The organism is Paenibacillus sanfengchensis, assembly GCF_036864765.1.
Taxonomy (GTDB): domain Bacteria; phylum Bacillota; class Bacilli; order Paenibacillales; family Paenibacillaceae; genus Fontibacillus; species Fontibacillus sanfengchensis.
Genome location: NZ_JBAGJC010000001.1, coordinates 756,009 through 770,944 on the forward strand (window position 1 = coordinate 756,009; position 14,936 = coordinate 770,944).

Annotated in this window: 13 protein-coding genes; 5 read left to right on the forward strand and 8 right to left on the reverse strand. The window is 55.4% G+C overall.

The features are described 5' to 3' along the window. Positions 1-15 precede the first annotated feature (15 nt). The 4 genes from pepF to V4U84_RS03475 all read left to right on the forward strand — a co-directional run bounded on the left by pepF (position 16) and on the right by V4U84_RS03475 (position 4,032). Positions 16-1,806 (forward strand): oligoendopeptidase F, encoded by a 1,791-nt coding sequence (gene pepF, locus V4U84_RS03460; RefSeq protein ID WP_334076768.1) that lies wholly within the window; start codon positions 16-18, stop codon positions 1,804-1,806. 78 nt (positions 1,807-1,884) lie between these two features. Then, positions 1,885-2,220 (forward strand): LapA family protein, encoded by a 336-nt coding sequence (locus tag V4U84_RS03465; RefSeq protein ID WP_334073358.1) that lies wholly within the window; start codon positions 1,885-1,887, stop codon positions 2,218-2,220. Positions 2,221-2,237: 17 nt separating this feature from the next. Next, entirely contained in the window at positions 2,238-3,275 is a 1,038-nt protein-coding gene (locus V4U84_RS03470; RefSeq protein ID WP_334076769.1) for a M42 family metallopeptidase, read from the forward strand. Continuing rightward, complete coding sequence (locus V4U84_RS03475) at positions 3,262-4,032, forward strand: hypothetical protein (protein ID WP_334076770.1); 771 nt, start codon at positions 3,262-3,264, stop codon at positions 4,030-4,032. Before V4U84_RS03470 ends, V4U84_RS03475 begins: the two co-directional genes overlap by 14 nt. Positions 4,033-4,963: 931 nt before the next feature. Here V4U84_RS03475 and V4U84_RS03480 read toward each other — a convergent pair. From V4U84_RS03480 to hemE, 8 genes are all read right to left on the reverse strand, one after another. Next, positions 4,964-5,167: a hypothetical protein gene (locus V4U84_RS03480; protein ID WP_334076242.1), complete on the reverse strand. Its 204-nt coding sequence runs from the start codon at positions 5,165-5,167 to the stop codon at positions 4,964-4,966. Positions 5,168-5,243: 76 nt separating this feature from the next. Beyond that, positions 5,244-7,232, reverse strand: coding sequence for an ABC-F family ATP-binding cassette domain-containing protein (locus tag V4U84_RS03485; RefSeq protein WP_334076771.1), 1,989 nt, complete (start codon positions 7,230-7,232; stop codon positions 5,244-5,246). Positions 7,233-7,247: 15 nt separating this feature from the next. Next, positions 7,248-8,081, reverse strand: a complete 834-nt coding sequence (locus tag V4U84_RS03490) for a DUF92 domain-containing protein (RefSeq protein ID WP_334076780.1) — start codon at positions 8,079-8,081, stop codon at positions 7,248-7,250. Continuing rightward, positions 8,081-8,725: a fumarylacetoacetate hydrolase family protein gene (locus tag V4U84_RS03495; protein WP_334076240.1), complete on the reverse strand. Its 645-nt coding sequence runs from the start codon at positions 8,723-8,725 to the stop codon at positions 8,081-8,083. The genes V4U84_RS03490 and V4U84_RS03495 overlap by 1 nt, the downstream gene beginning before the upstream one ends. 54 nt (positions 8,726-8,779) lie before the next feature. Beyond that, positions 8,780-9,529, reverse strand: coding sequence for a glycerophosphodiester phosphodiesterase (locus V4U84_RS03500; RefSeq protein WP_334076772.1), 750 nt, complete (start codon positions 9,527-9,529; stop codon positions 8,780-8,782). Positions 9,530-9,554: 25 nt separating this feature from the next. After that, positions 9,555-10,910 (reverse strand): CapA family protein, encoded by a 1,356-nt coding sequence (locus V4U84_RS03505; protein WP_334076238.1) that lies wholly within the window; start codon positions 10,908-10,910, stop codon positions 9,555-9,557. Positions 10,911-11,037: 127 nt separating this feature from the next. Beyond that, positions 11,038-11,982, reverse strand: a complete 945-nt coding sequence (gene hemH / locus V4U84_RS03510; RefSeq protein ID WP_334076773.1) for a ferrochelatase — start codon at positions 11,980-11,982, stop codon at positions 11,038-11,040. 44 nt (positions 11,983-12,026) lie between these two features. Continuing rightward, on the reverse strand, positions 12,027-13,085 hold the full coding sequence (hemE, locus tag V4U84_RS03515; protein ID WP_334076236.1) for a uroporphyrinogen decarboxylase: 1,059 nt from the start codon (positions 13,083-13,085) through the stop codon (positions 12,027-12,029). A gap of 186 nt (positions 13,086-13,271) precedes the next feature. On the opposite strand from hemE, the gene V4U84_RS03520 reads away from it, so the two are divergent. Next, entirely contained in the window at positions 13,272-14,483 is a 1,212-nt protein-coding gene (locus tag V4U84_RS03520; RefSeq protein ID WP_334076235.1) for an MFS transporter, read from the forward strand. The last annotated feature ends 453 nt before the right edge of the window (positions 14,484-14,936 follow it).

Sequence of the window (14,936 nt, forward strand, 5' to 3'; positions counted from 1 at the left end):
CAAAGGAGGATTCCAATGAGCACATTACCAAAACGTTCCGAAGTAAAAATGGAAAGTACCTGGAAACTGGAAGACATGTTTCCCGACCAAAAGGCCTGGGACCAATCTTATGAAGCCTTAAAAGAACTTAAGAAAAAGGCTGCCGACTATGAGGGCAAGCTGGACAGTCCCGAGAAGATCAAAGCCGTTTTCGCTCTGGAGGACGAAATTTCCGAAAGTCTGGAGCGCCTTTATGTCTACGCTCACCTGAATCACGATCAGGACACCACAAACCCTACATACCAGGCGTTGACTCAAAAAGCCAAGAAGCTGAACGTGGAAGTCAGCGAAGCATTATCCTTCATTACGCCGGAAATTTTGTCGCTCCCCGAGAGCGAATTGGATGCGCTGATCAAGAACCCGGATTTGGCCGATTATAAATTCACGCTGCAGGAAATCAAGCGGGAGAAAGCCCATGTCCTAAGCAAAACGGAGGAAGCCCTGCTCGCTCAGGTCGGCAATTTGTCGCAAGCTCCGCAGCATATTTTCGGCATGATCAATAACGCGGACATAAAGTTTCCGAAGATTGAGGACGAAAACGGGAATGAAGTCGAGCTGACCCACGGCAGCTATATTCAATTTTTGGAGAACCCGAACCGTGACGTCCGGCGCCGGGCTTTTAAAGCGGTCTACGAAACCTACGGCAAACAAAAGAACACCATCGCGGCTACGTTGAACGCCAACGTGAACAAGAACATGTTTTACGCCAAGGTACGGAAATATCCTTCCGTTCTGGAAATGTCCCTTTACGGCGACAATATTCCGAAAGAAGTTTATACCAACCTGATCGATACGATTCATGAGAGTCTTCCGCTGCTTCACCGCTATATGAAGCTGCGCAAGAAGCTGCTCGGGGTTGACGAACTTCATATGTACGACCTGTTCGCGCCGCTGGTGGAAGAATATAAATGGGACATCTCCTATGAAGATGCCAAGCACATGGTTGAAGAAGGGTTGAAGCCGCTCGGCGAGAATTATTTGAGCGTGCTGCAGAGCGGTTTTAACAAACGCTGGATCGATGTCTACGAGAACGAAGGCAAACGGACCGGCGCCTACAGTTGGGGCGCATACGGCACTCACCCTTATGTACTGCTGAATCACAAAGACAACCTGAACAGCATGTTCACTCTCGCTCACGAGATGGGGCATGCGCTGCATAGTTATTTTTCCGATGAAGCCTTAAAATACCGGGATGCCCAGTACACCATCTTCCTGGCCGAGGTTGCCTCGACCACGAATGAAGCGCTGTTGATGGATTACCTGCTGAAGCATGCGACCGATCCGAAGCAAAAAATGTACCTGCTCACCTACTATGCGGACCAGTTCCGGACGACCGTGTTCCGTCAAACGATGTTCGCCGAATTCGAGAAGATCATCCACGAGCGGGCCGAGGCCGGTGAATCCTTGACCCCGCAGGAGCTCTCGTCGATCTATTACGATCTCAACGTGAAATATCACGGACCGGAGATGAACGTGGACCGGGACATCGAAATGGAATGGGCCCGGATTCCGCATTTTTACACCAGTTTTTACGTGTACAAATATGCTACGGGCTTCTCCGCGGCCACCAGCTTCTCGAAGCAAATCCTCGAGGAGGGGCAGCCGGCGGTCGATCGCTACCTCGGCTTCCTGAAAAGCGGCGGCAGCGACTTCTCGATCAACATCCTGCGCAAGGCGGGCGTGGATATGTCCTCGCCGGAGCCGATCCGCGAAGCGATGAGCGTATTTGAGGACATTATCGAACAGATGGAGAAGTTGACGAAATAAGAAGTGCATTTTCAGGGAATCCCTTGCTCCTTGCGGGCAGGGGATTTTATACTGTCTAGTAGAAGGAGGTGCATCCTCATGAAAATTCAATGGTCTTTGATCCTGGGTATGGTGTTTGCGCTGATCACGGCTGTCTTTGCCGTAATCAATGTCGATCCCGTGCCGGTCAATCTGCTGTTCGGCTCATTCAGTCTGCCTTTGATTTTGCTGATCTTAGGTTCCACGCTGCTCGGCGGCATCATCGTCGGGGCCTTCGGAATCTATCGCAGTTATCGGCTGCAAAAGGAAATTAAAATCCTCAACGCCAAGCTTGTACATATTCAAGAGGCTACGGGTTATGTTTTTCCCGAGCCCGTGGCCCCTGACGAAAAGCAGGAAGACTCGCCATCCGCTAAAACGGATGGCCCTCAATAATTCATGGAGGTTTACTCATGCAAATTCAACCGAACGAGTCCTATATTCTGGACCTGCTGAAGCGGCTGCTCGATACCCCGAGCCCCAGCGGATTTACCCATGACATCATGAAACTGATCCGCTCGGAAGCGGACAAACTGGGCATCGCCTTCTCCCAAAACGAAAAAGGCGGAGCCTTGTTGAGTCTGAAAGGGAAGGATTCTTCGCGGACGATCGCCTTGAGCGCCCATGTGGACACGCTCGGCGCCATGGTTCGCGCCGTCAATGCCAACGGGACGCTGGCCATTACCTCCGTCGGCGGCTTCATAATGGCGAGCATCGAAAACGAGTACTGTCAAATCCATACGCGCGGAGGAAAGGTTTATACAGGAACGATCCTGACCTCCCACCCTTCCGTGCACGTATACTCCGATGCCCGGGATTTCAAACGGGAAGAGAAAAACATGGAAGTGCGGATCGACGAGCTGGTCGAATCCAGGGAGGACGTCCTGAAGCTGGGGATATCGGTAGGGGATTTCATTTCCTTTGATGCCCGGGCTGTTATTACGCCAAGCGGTTACGTGAAATCACGCCACCTGGACGACAAAGCGAGCGTCGCCGCGCTGTTCGGCCTGCTGGAATCGAGCGTGCGGGAGGGCTGGACGCCGCGGCATGATCTGGTCTTCCTCATTTCCAACTATGAGGAAGTCGGGCACGGCGCCGCTTGGATTCCGGAAGGCGTAAACGAGATGATCGCCGTCGACATGGGCGCCATGGGCGACAACCTTGGCTGCAAGGAGACCGATGTCTCTATTTGCGCCAAAGACTCCTCCGGTCCGTACGATTACGAGATGACCGGAACACTGATCGGGCTGGCCAAGGAGCTGAATATCCCATATGCGGTCGATATTTATCCGCATTACGGATCGGACGCCTCCGCCGCCCTGCGCGGCGGGCACAACATCCGGGCCGCGTTGATCGGCCCCGGCGTTCATGCTTCCCACGCCATGGAAAGAACGCATAAGCAGGCGATCGTCAATACCGCGAAGCTGCTTGCCGCCTATGTGGCCGACTGACCTTAAGCGATGGGGAGCGGCCCTCGGTTCGGCCGCCCTTCTCTTCCTGGCCGTTCTGCTGATGCAATATTGGGGCAGCCGGTTTATTCTCCCGCACCATTACGTCTACCAGGAGACACGGGCGGACAACGGCGTCAAGCTTCATGCGATGGCGGTGTCCCCGGAGCGTGTGGAGCTTCGGGCCGCCGACCGGCCGCTGGGCAGCTACCGCGTGTACGGCATCAATGGCGGCTTCTTTTATCGGGAAGCCGTCTTATCGATTGCCGTGAACGGCGACAAGCCGGTCAGCGGCCCGGCCGGAGCGTACGGCTCCGGCTGGTTTAACGAGAAGTATCCGCGCGGAACGCTCGTCTGGGATGAAGCCGCCGGCGCCTTCTCGGTGCAGGTTGTCTCCTCGGCCGATGAAATCGGGGTGAGGGACCGTAGCCGGTATTTGGCTCAAGGCGGGGTCAGCATGAACCTGGGGGACGAAGCCGGCTGGGAGGCGGCCATGCAGCGGGAGCATTTGCCGAACCCGGACGAGAAGCGGCTCCGCTCCGGTCTCGTTTATCACGGGACGGGGACGCTATGGTTGATCGTCACCCCGGACCTATGCACCGCCGCTGCCTTCCGGGAAGCGGTACAGGAGGAAATCGCCCCCGGCAGCGCCAAGGAAGGCATCTTCCTGGACGGGGACGGATCCGCGCAAATGAACGCGGCAGAGACGAAGCTGTACGGAGATTCCCGGGACTTGCGTCAAATTATTGCGATCAGGTAACTATTGATTTGCTTGTAAGGCCACGTGAAAGGTTCTTCCGATCGCAGCCGATACTCATGATTATTGCTAATTCTTTAATTTGACTATATAACAGCTTTTTGAGCACTGAAGTTGAAGTTGCATCAAACCTGACAGGGTGCTGGCTATTTTGTAACTTGTCGCCTCGGTGTGGCGAGTTGGATCCGGCGTGCCCCATTTCCCTAACCGCCGGCGCATGAGCAGCCTTGCAAGAAAGACGAAAATTAACGCTAACGGTTGCCACAGCCGTTATTTGTCCTGAAAACGCCGATTTCCCATAGCTAACGGCCGCCACGGCGCTTATTTTCGCATAAACAGGCTGTTAACTGTTAAGGCGAGAATCCAGGGGAATAACAGCGCTCACGACCGTTAGAATTTAGAATGGGCTACTTTTCGTTAAATAGCGGCTGCTACAGCCGTTAGAGTCCTCTCAGGCGTTAGTCCCAGCCGGAAAGCCTGACTTTTGCAGGAATTCATACTCGATTAGATCAATGCAGGTAAGTCTTGGGAGAAAAAAGAAAATTTCCTAAGAAAAAGAAGACTACGCCATGCGTAAGATAGGGTTCCCATTTTTAACCACACTCTTCTTTCATGTTAGGGTTAGTGCATCGCTAGTGTCTTTTGGGGCGCTATTTCGATCCGATTCGGTTCCCCGGGAATAATAGAGGTCAAAAAGGACCTTATTCCCCCTGGGGAGGGCCCCGAAATCAGGGTTGCCCCGCTTTTTCCCAACAATAAGACCCAAAAAGTCCGCTATTTCATAGCGCTAAGCCGGTTTCGACAAAATAGCTCCGTTTAAAGCCCTTATTCACTTGCCCCTTCAAAGGGAACGGGCCGCAGCGGTAAACAAAAACGGTCTCCGTCTCACAGCTTCTTTAAAGGCTGCGGGACGGAGACCGTTTTTTATTGACGATCAACCCAACCATTTGATCAAATAAAACACAACCACCAAAGCACCGACCGCAATAAGCAAATTGACGGATTCGCGCACGAACCCCGGAGGACCGTATCGGTGCAGACGCCGCTCGTTTGCCTTGAATTTGCTTTTGGCGGCGTCCTCATCTACAGCGTTCATATAAGGCCGGTTCGGTCCGTCGAAGCCACCGAACATATCCATCTCCTCACCACCATTTCAAGGAATAGAATATCTTCAGTCCAGTGTAACATTGTTTTCCAGAAGTGGGAAGGGGGCCCTAGCCGTTTCGCTGCTTTTCGATCTTTTCCGCCAGCTCGTTCAGGTAGGCCCAGCGGTCCATCAGTTGCTCCAGCTCTGCCTCCGCTTCCTGCTGCTCACGCATCAGTTCCTGCAGCTTGACGGCATCGCTGGCGGCCTCAGCCATCGCCTCGGTCAGCGCAGCCAGCCGCTGTTCGGCGGCTTCGACCTTTTCATCAATCGTATCGTACTCCCGCTGCTCGTTATAGCTGAACTTCAGCTTCTCCCCGCGGGACGGATCCTTGACGCTTCCCGCAGCCCCGCCGCTCCCCGAGACGGCCGGAGCCTCTTCCCGCTTTCCGCCGTCCTTGCGTCCCGCCCCGCCATCCGTTCCCGGCTTCGCCGCCGGATCGGCGGCTGCCGCGGACAGAGCGCTTTGCGTGCGCTCTTCGTAATCGCTATAATCGCCGGCGTGAATCGCCACCCTGCCGCCGCCTTCAAACGCAAAGATCTTGTCCACCGTCCGGTCCAAAAAATAGCGGTCATGGGATACTACGAACACGGCCCCCGGAAACTCGTCCAAATAAGCCTCCAGAACGGTCAGCGTCTGGATATCCAGATCGTTGGTGGGCTCGTCCAGCAGAAGCACATTCGGGGCGCCCATCAGTACGCGGAGTAAAAACAGCCTGCGCTTCTCCCCGCCGGACAGCTTGCTGATAGGCGTCCACTGCATCGCCGGAGGAAAAAGAAACCGCTCCAGCATTTGGGCGGCCGTAATTCTCGTGCCGTCCGCGGTTTCGACGACCTCCGCCTCCTCTTTAATGTATTCGATGACCCGCTGCTTTCCGTCCATCTCTTGATGCTCCTGGGTAAAATACCCCAGCTTGACGGTTTGCCCCAGCTCGATCTCACCGGCATCCGGCCGCACGCGGCCGGCGATCATGTTCAGGAGCGTCGATTTGCCGCTGCCGTTCGGCCCGACGATCCCGACCCGGTCGCCGGGCACGGCCGCATAAGTGAGCTCGCCGATCAGCAGGCGTTCGTCCGCCGACTTGCGCAGCCCGGAGATTTCGACGATTTTGCGGCCCAGACGGGTCGAAGCCACGGAGATGTCCAGCGCGTCGCTTTTGTGCTCCACTTTTATGTTCTGGAGCTTCTCAAACCGCTCGATTCTGGCCTTCTGCTTCGTCGAGCGAGCCTTGGCGCCGCGCCGGATCCAGGCGAGCTCATTGCGCAGCAGATTTTGCCGCTTTTGCTCCGACGCCGCCTCCCGTTCCTCGCGCTCGCTTTTCAGCTCCAAAAAACGGCTGTAATTCGCCTCGTAGCGGAACAAACGCCCGTGATCCAGCTCCAGCATCACATTGCATACGCGATCCAGGAAATACCGGTCGTGCGTAATCAGCAGCAGCGCGCCGCGACGCTTTTGCAAATAGGCTTCCAGCCAGGCCACCGAATCGTTGTCGATATGGTTGGTCGGCTCGTCCATAATGAGCAGCTCCGAGGGGATGATCAGCGCCGAGGCCAAGGCAACCCGTTTCCGCTGCCCTCCGGAGAGCTCGCCGATCTTCCTTCCGAACTCGGTAATGCCGAGCCGGGACAAGACGCTCTTGGCCTCGCTCTCCAGGTTCCAAGCCCCCAGCCGGTCGATCTCCTGGCTCAGCTTCGAGACTTTGGACTGCAGCGCGGCGTCCTCCGGATGCAGCTCCAGCGCCTCGATCGCTTCCATATAGGAAGAGACGGCCTGCAGTTCCGGTCCGCCGTGCTGAAAGACGGCCCGCAGTACAGTAATCCCCGGATCATACTCCGGATTCTGGGCCAAAAAGGTGATCCGGGTATCTCGGTTCACCGACACCTTCCCTTCGTCCGCCGGCTCCAGGCCGGCAATGACGCGCAGAAACGTCGACTTGCCGGTCCCGTTCACGCCGATAACGCCGATTTTATTATATTCATCCATGCCGAAGGAAACGTCCTGAAACAAGACCTTCTCGCCATAGCTTTTTCCGAGTTGTTCCACTGTCAAAATATTCATCGTTTTTCCCACTTTCTAAGTCAGCATGACGCCAAGCCCCCAGGCGATGAAGCCCGCCGCCAGGGCACTCAGCACATTCACGGCATCGTTGTTCATCCAGCGCAACCCCCGCAGCGGCAAGGTAGCAGTGCCGCAATGGACCCCCACTTCCACGCTCTTGCCGCATACCGGGCAGCGCTGCATCCGCTGCAGGGTCGCCCCCAGCAGGGAATCGGCAAAGGCGCCGGCAAAGCCGGATACGCCGCCGATCACGGTCCAGCGCCACAAGGACGCGAAGTAGGAGGCGGTTTCATACGCCCCGCTCCCGCCTGCCGTCAAGTCCAGCAAAACCTGGGCGGCCCCGCCGATCATCAGCGCTCCGACCAGGGCGGCAAAGCTCCCCAGCCCCGAAACGCCGCCGGAGTTCCCTGCGGGAAGCGGCTTCCAGGTCAGGACCGACCGCGGCGGCGTCCTGCTTAGGCCGCCCCACTCCGTCGCCCACGTATCGGCGGTCACCGCGGCCATCGAGCCGACGAAGAACCAGGCCCAAGCGGGATCGGGCCAAAGCGCGTTCCCGATGCAGGCCAATATCCCGATCCCGCCGTTGGCAAACACCTGACCGGCATCCCTGCGCCCGCTTTTGGCATAGGATTTCTCCAGTTCCCGTTTCCGGTCCCCGCGAAATTTGGAGAATGCCGTGGACGTGATAAAAAACAGCAGCAACAAACCGAACCAAAACAGATTTCCCGCGGCATAATACACGGTCCCCATCACCGCAGCGGCGATCATTCCCGAGAGGGACAGCGATCGTTTGCGGTAAGCCGCTCCAGAAACCAAAAGGGCGCACAGCGCCCCTATGATCCAATCGATCATGCTTTCGCCTGCGGACCGGACACAATTTCACAGCTGCCCAGCAAGTCCGGGCCGTATGCGATTTCCAGACGATCCCCCTGAACGACCGGACCCACGCCTTCCGGCGTTCCCGTAAAGATCAGGTCCCCCTCGTCAAGACCGTATCGGTCCGCGATATAATCCACAATTTGCTGTAGGGAAAAGATCATATTCCGAATATTCCCCCGCTGCACAACCTCTCCATTTTTACGCAAGGTAAAATCCTTCTCCGCCGTCCGCTCCGTCCCCGGAAAAGCGAGATAAGGCGTCAGGGGAGCGGCGTTTTTGAAACCCTTGGCCGCCGTCCAGGGATGGCCTTTCTTCTTCAATTCGTTCTGCACATCCCGAAGCGTAAAATCGATGCCGAAAGCCATCACATCGACGAGCTCGTCCACCGTCATGCCCGGCTCGTAAGCACGGCCGATCCGGAGAACGAGTTCGGTTTCGTAGTGAATTTCCCCGCGGTTTTCCGGAAGCGAAATCCCCGTACCGTTCATCGAAACGACCGCATGCGACGGCTTCAAAAAGATCATCGGCTCCGCCGGAACCTCATTGCCGAGCTCTTCGGCATGCAGCCGGTAGTTTCGGCCGACACAGTATACGTTCGCTATCATTTTGTTCATCCCTTAACGCCTCCCAAATTCTCTGTACAGTAGGGTCTGCCTCTTTAAGGCTTCTCAGGAACTCTCCCGTCCCTCCCGGTCGCCGATCGCTTTCCGCCACACTTCGGGCCGGTTGGTGCAAAGGAGGATGTCCTTATGCAGGTCTGCCACCTTACGCATCCGGCGGGCGTCATCCAGGGTCCAGGCCATGACCTCGATCCCCCGCTTGGCTGCCTTTGCGGCCAGCTCGGCGGTCAAATGCCGGTAACCGATGGAGAGAAATGTACATTCCAGCAGTTGCAGCCGCAGCAACAAATCCTTCGGGTAACCGTCGATAATCAGTCCCGTCCGGACACCGCGGCCGATTTCCTTGATCTTGGCCAAAATCCGGGGTTCAAAGGAGGTGAGCACCACGTCCTGCTCCATCCGGCGTTTTTTGATCGCGCCGATCACCTTTTCCTCAATCCCCGGATACAGGTTGCCTTGCGTTTTTATTTCAATATTGGCTCGTAACCGCCCTTGAATTTTATCCAGAAACTGATCCAGGCTGATGAGCTTTTCCCCCGCGTAAGCTTTGGACTTCCAACGTCCCGCGTCCAGCGTCTGCAGCTCGGCCCAGGTTTTGTCCTTCACCGGGCCCCGGCCGTTGGTCGTACGGTTCAAAGTGAAATCGTGAATCAGCAAGGGAACGCCATCTTTGGACAGCTGAACGTCCACTTCCACCCAATGTACAAAAGGCTGTTCCATCGCCAGTGATATCGCGGCCATCGTGTTCTCCGGAGCAATGCCGGAAAATCCCCGGTGAGCAACGCACAGGTTGGACATCCTCTCACGCTCCCTCCCTGTGTACTTATTTGGAGCCGTTCGCCAAGCTTACCTTTCCCGACGTACCGATCGAGACCCCGGGCGAGTAGCCCTCCAACTCTTTGAACAGCTTGGCTCCTTCTTCCTCCGTCATCGGCACGGGCTGGCCGAGCTCGGTTTTGTAAGGAATCAGCTTCAAGTCGCAATCCCCGCTGCGGCTGCATTCCGCGGCAAATACGGCCGTTTCCCAGGTTTTCGGATCCTTGGATTTCGTAAAAATAAAATTCCCCGTACTGTAAGCGATCCATTTTCCTTTATAATTTTCCAGCCCTTGCAAAACATGCGCATGACCGCCGATCACCAAATCCGCGCCGGCATCGATAAACTGATGGGCCAGCGAAGTTTGATGCTCCTCCAGCTTAGTAGTCCGCTCTTTGCCCCAATGGACGGCGACAAGCACCAGGTCCGCCTTCTTGCGTGCGGTCTCCACCGCTTTCACGGCCTGCGTGGAATCGTACGCCGCCGCGACCCCCGGTCCTTTGCCGGCCGTCCAATGGCTTTCGGGAATGACGCGGGTGAAGCCGCACAGGGCGATCACGATACCTTTTCGCTTGATATATACCGGTGCGTAGGCTTCCGTACTGTTTTTGCCCGCGCCCACAAATTGCAGTTGACTTTCCTTCAAATGCTCTATCGTATCCAATAGCCCCTCCACCCCTTGGTCCAGGGTATGGTTGTTCGCCAGATTGACCGCCTCCACGCCGGCTTTTGCCAGTTCGGGGAGCGCCTTGGGCGAAGACTTAAACACAAACGTCTTGTTTTCGGCCGCCGTCCCGCCATCGGTCACGGGGGTTTCCAGATTCACGACGCTGAGGTCGTCATTCTGGAACAAATCCTTTACATAGCGGTAAGGATAATCGTAGCCTTCCTTTTCCAGCTTCTCGGCAACTTTGCTCGAAAAGATCGTATCCCCCGCAAAATGAATCAGCAAGCGTTCCCCCGAATCGGCCTCCCGTTCACTCTCCGCTCCGGAATTCGAATTTTCTTCCTTTGCCGTTTGACCTTCGTCCCCCTTCACGGGGTCCTCCGCCGGCTCATCGTCCACGGAATTTTCCGGGGCGCCGTCCCCTTGCGCCGGAGCCTGTTCTTCGTTTGAAGATCCGTTCGAGGCCGAGCTCGCTTCGCCGCTCCCGGTCATTTGCTCTTCCGCCGGAGCACCCGCCGCATTGCCCGTCTCCGTTCCTGGATTGCCGATCCTTTCGCGTTCGCCAAGAAGGTAATACAGCCCCAACACCGCGATGATCAAAATCAGGGATACGTTGACCCCCATCCAAAAGCGGATCTGTCTCCGCTGTTTTTCCGACTTCTTCTTTTTGTGTTTCTCGGAACGTGGTGGATACATGTTCTACTCCTTTTTTCCCATACTTGCCTTGCATGATTGAACATGATTGATTTTATTATATCAGCTAACCGGAAATAAATAGAACCCCTCGCCTATTTTAAGCGAAGGGCCCGATTGTTCCTAGTTCTTAATTCTTGGCGTAAGCCTGAAAAACAACATCGCTCAGCGTTTCCATATACAGCGGATCGCTGTTCAAAGAGTCGATGCGTTCCAGCCGCATATCCAGCTCCTTGGCGATCGCTTTCGCCTCGATATCGAGGTCATACAGCACCTCGAGATGATCCGAGACAAAGCCGACCGGCGCAACCAGAACGTCCTCAATTTGCTCCAGACTCAATGCGCGCAGCGTATCGAGAATGTCCGGTCCCAGCCACGGCTCGGCCGTACGGCCGGCACTCTGCCAGGTGAACTGCCAGGAGGTCACGCCGGCTTGCTCGGCAACGGCTTTCGATGTGGCCATAAGCTGGTCCTGATAAGGATCGCCCATTTCGAGAATGCGTTCCGGCAGGCTGTGCGCACTGAAGAGTACTCTTACTTTATCCCGCTCCGCTCCGGCTTCCTCGAACAGATCCAGCTTCGCGGACACTCTCTTCGCGAGCGCTTCAATCAGCTTGGGATGCTGGTGATAGCTGCGTACGAATTTCATGGCGATTCCGGCTTCCCCGGCCTTCGCCTCCGCCCGCTTGATATAACCGCCGACGCTCATCACGGAGTAGTGCGGAGCCAAAACGACCCCGATCGCTTCCGTAATGCCGTCTTTCGCCATCGCCTCCACCCCGTCCTCGATAAACGGCGTCGCGTGCTTTAAGCCTTGGTAGCAAACGAATTGTTTATCCTTATGGGGATTGAGCCGGTTCAAGGTCTCCTGCAGCGAGGCCACTTGATGATCCGTATTGGCCCGCAGCGGAAACACCCCGCCGACAATGGCTTCGTAACGATCCTTCAGCTCCTTGAGCTGCTCGGCCGTAGGCGGATGCCCCCGCCGGATATGCGTATAGTACGATTCCACCTGATCCAGGCTTTGCGGCGTGCCGTAGGACATGACCAACACGCCGATTTTTGTTGTTGTCACGATTGTTTCACCTCTATAAGTTCATGTGATGATACCTGTTCAAATCAAATGGCGTGGGCGCTACGCGCGATAGCCTCCTCCGAATATTCATGAACAAAATCGGTTAACTCGCGGAGCTTCTCGAGCGATGCCTCGGGGAATAAGCCATGCCCCAAATTGAAAATAAAACCGGGTGCCTCCACCCCTTGATCGATAATCTCCTTGGCATACAGTTTAATCGTATCCATCGGAGCGGTTAGAATATACGGATCGAGATTGCCCTGCACGGCAAATTTCCCTTCCAGACGCCGGCGTCCTTCCGGAATCGTTACCCGCCAGTCGAGCCCGATCACATCCGTTTGCACTTTCGTTAAGGTGGGCAGGAGTTCACCGGAGCTAACGCCGGGAAAATAGATTTTCGGTACATCCAAATCGCCAAGTTCGGCAAAAATACGGGTAATCGTAGGCAGGACGTAACGTTCAAAATCCTTCGGCGCGAGCGCACCGACCCAACTGTCGAACAGTTGAAACGCTTTCCCGCCGCTGTTCACATGCGCCCGCAAATACGTAATGACCATATCGCCAAGCTTGGCCATCAGCTTATCCCAAAGTTCGGGTTCACCGTACATGAGGCTTTTCGTGCGTATGTAGCTTTTTGACGGACGTCCTTCAATCAGGTAGCTTGCAATCGTGAAGGGTGCGCCGGCAAAAGTAATCAGAGGCACCTCCAGTTCCTTATCCAGAAGCTTGATCGTCTCCAGGATGTGGGAAAGGTCCCCCTCCACGTCGATTGGCTTTAAGCGCTCAATATCTTGGCGCGTGCGAATCGGATTGTCGATGACGGGTCCGATATTCTTCACGATGTCAAAGTCGATGCCGATCGAAGCAACCGGATTCATAATATCGGAATACAAAATAGCCGCATCCACGCCCAGCTTGCGCACCGGCATCGTCGTAATTTCCGCCGCAAGCTCGGGCTGCCGGCAAATTTCAAGCAGGCTGTATTTCTCTTTAATTTTGCGGTAATCCGGATCATATCTTCCCGCCTGGCGCATGTACCAAACCGGAAGACGGTCTACCTCCTGCTTCCGGCAGGCGCGGATAAACCGATCGTTATAAGCCACGAGTCTAGCCTCCAATCTTAAATCTCTATTATATATTATGCCCTTTTTAAAAGTAAGTAACAACCGTCACACCGGGTTGTCCGATGACAATCGTATGACATTGCGGACAAGTCGGCCCGTCGATTTGTGATATACTGATAAGAATTGTTTAAAAAAGCTTGGACCCGGAAAGGAAGTGAAAGCACTTTGAAATCGTGGAAAGTCAATGTCATTGTGCTTTGGTTTGGCTCATTTCTGGTCAACGCGGGGATGACGATGATCACTCCGTTCTTGTCGCTGTACCTGGCCAGAAACTTACATGTACAAGGTGAGCATGAGATCGGCATTTGGGCCGGGATGATTTTTGCCGCCAATTTTGCGACATCCTTTATTTTTCAACCGCTGTGGGGCAAGCTTGCCGATAAATACGGGCGAAAAATCATGCTGCTGCGCTCGGGCTTCGGCATGGCGATCGTCATTTCGCTCATGGGCTTTGCCACACAGCCATGGCATTTGCTCGTGCTGCGTCTCCTGAACGGGACGATCTCCGGGTTTAACCCGGCCGCCGTAGCGCTCGTATCGGGCACCGCGCCCAAAGAACGGATGGGCTTCGCTATGGGGACGATCCAGTCCGGCAATGTGGCGGGAACCATTCTCGGTCCGTTGATCGGCGGTCTACTGGCGGAATGGGTCGGCTTTCGCCCGATTTTTTACATTACCGGGACCCTGCTGTTCCTAGCCTCCGTCCTGGCCTGGCTGTTCGTGCGGGAAAACTTCGACCGCGAAGAGGCGGCGCATACACCGCAAATCTCGGTGCTGCAGGGCTTTCTTGAATTGAACAAAACGCCGCAGCTCACCGCCCTCTTCGCCGTGACCTTCCTGCTGCAGTTCGCCATGCTGAGCCCGATGTCCCTGCTGCCGATCTATGTGGAAAAGCTCCACGGCGTCCCTACGGACGTGGCGTTCTGGGCCGGTTTCGTCAGCGCCGTAACGGGGATCTCCAACATGATCACCTCCCCGATCCTCGGCCGCGTCAGCGACAAAGTGGGAGCGCACCGGATTTTGACCTTCTGCCTGATCGGCGCCGCCATTACCTTGATTCCGCAGGCGTTCGTGCAATCCGTCTGGCAGCTTATCCTCGTGCGGTTTCTCATGGGCGTCTTCATGGGCGGTCTGCTGCCCAGCGTTAATGCGCTCATCCGCTTTTACACCCCGGACGGGATGGAGAGCCGCGCGTTCGGGTTCAACAGCAGCACGCTCGCCCTCGGCAACATGCTCGGCTCGCTGATCGGCGGCTTCCTGTCCGGCTTTATCGGCATCGAAGGCCTCTTTATCGTCTCCGGCATCCTGCTGCTGTTCAATACCGCCTGGGTTCGCTGGAAGCTCTACGCCCACCCGAAACGCGCCGTGTTCAAATAGAACGCGGCGGACATAGAAAGCCCGTCCGGTTTCTAAACCCGGGCGGGCTTTTAGGGCACTAGCGATGCACTAACCCTAACATGAAAGAAGAGTGTGGTTAAAAATGGGAGCCCTATCTTACGCATGGCGCAGCCTTTCTTTTATTGGGAATTTTTTTCTTCCTTCCAAGACTTACCTGCATTGATGTAATCGAGTATGAATTCCTGCAAAAGGTCAGGCTTTCCGGCTGGTACTAACGCCTGAGAGGAGTCTAACGGCTGTAGCAGCCGCTATTTAACGAAAAGTAGCCCTTTCGAAATTCTAACGGTCGTGAGTGCCGTTATTCCCCTGGATTCTCGCCTTAACAGCATTAATCTTGCAAAAACCTTAACATCAGTTAGTCGTAATGAGTTGAACTAATGATGGAGGGATAGAGGCAGCCGGGTGAAATGTTCTTCCGATCGCTGTTGCTCC

What these genes read in the sequence shown, in the direction of transcription:
- V4U84_RS03470 (WP_334076769.1), top strand. Translation starts at nt 2,238, where the DNA reads ATGCAAATTCAACCGAACGAGTCCTATATTCTGGACCTGCTGAAGCGG.
- V4U84_RS03480 (WP_334076242.1), bottom strand. Translation starts at nt 5,167, where the DNA reads ATGGATATGTTCGGTGGCTTCGACGGACCGAACCGGCCTTATATGAAC.
- V4U84_RS03495 (WP_334076240.1), bottom strand. Translation starts at nt 8,725, where the DNA reads ATGAACAAAATGATAGCGAACGTATACTGTGTCGGCCGAAACTACCGG.
- V4U84_RS03500 (WP_334076772.1), bottom strand. Translation starts at nt 9,529, where the DNA reads ATGTCCAACCTGTGCGTTGCTCACCGGGGATTTTCCGGCATTGCTCCG.
- V4U84_RS03465 (WP_334073358.1), top strand. Translation starts at nt 1,885, where the DNA reads ATGAAAATTCAATGGTCTTTGATCCTGGGTATGGTGTTTGCGCTGATC.
- V4U84_RS03505 (WP_334076238.1), bottom strand. Translation starts at nt 10,910, where the DNA reads ATGTATCCACCACGTTCCGAGAAACACAAAAAGAAGAAGTCGGAAAAA.
- V4U84_RS03475 (WP_334076770.1), top strand. Translation starts at nt 3,262, where the DNA reads ATGTGGCCGACTGACCTTAAGCGATGGGGAGCGGCCCTCGGTTCGGCC.
- pepF (WP_334076768.1), top strand. Translation starts at nt 16, where the DNA reads ATGAGCACATTACCAAAACGTTCCGAAGTAAAAATGGAAAGTACCTGG.
- V4U84_RS03485 (WP_334076771.1), bottom strand. Translation starts at nt 7,232, where the DNA reads ATGAATATTTTGACAGTGGAACAACTCGGAAAAAGCTATGGCGAGAAG.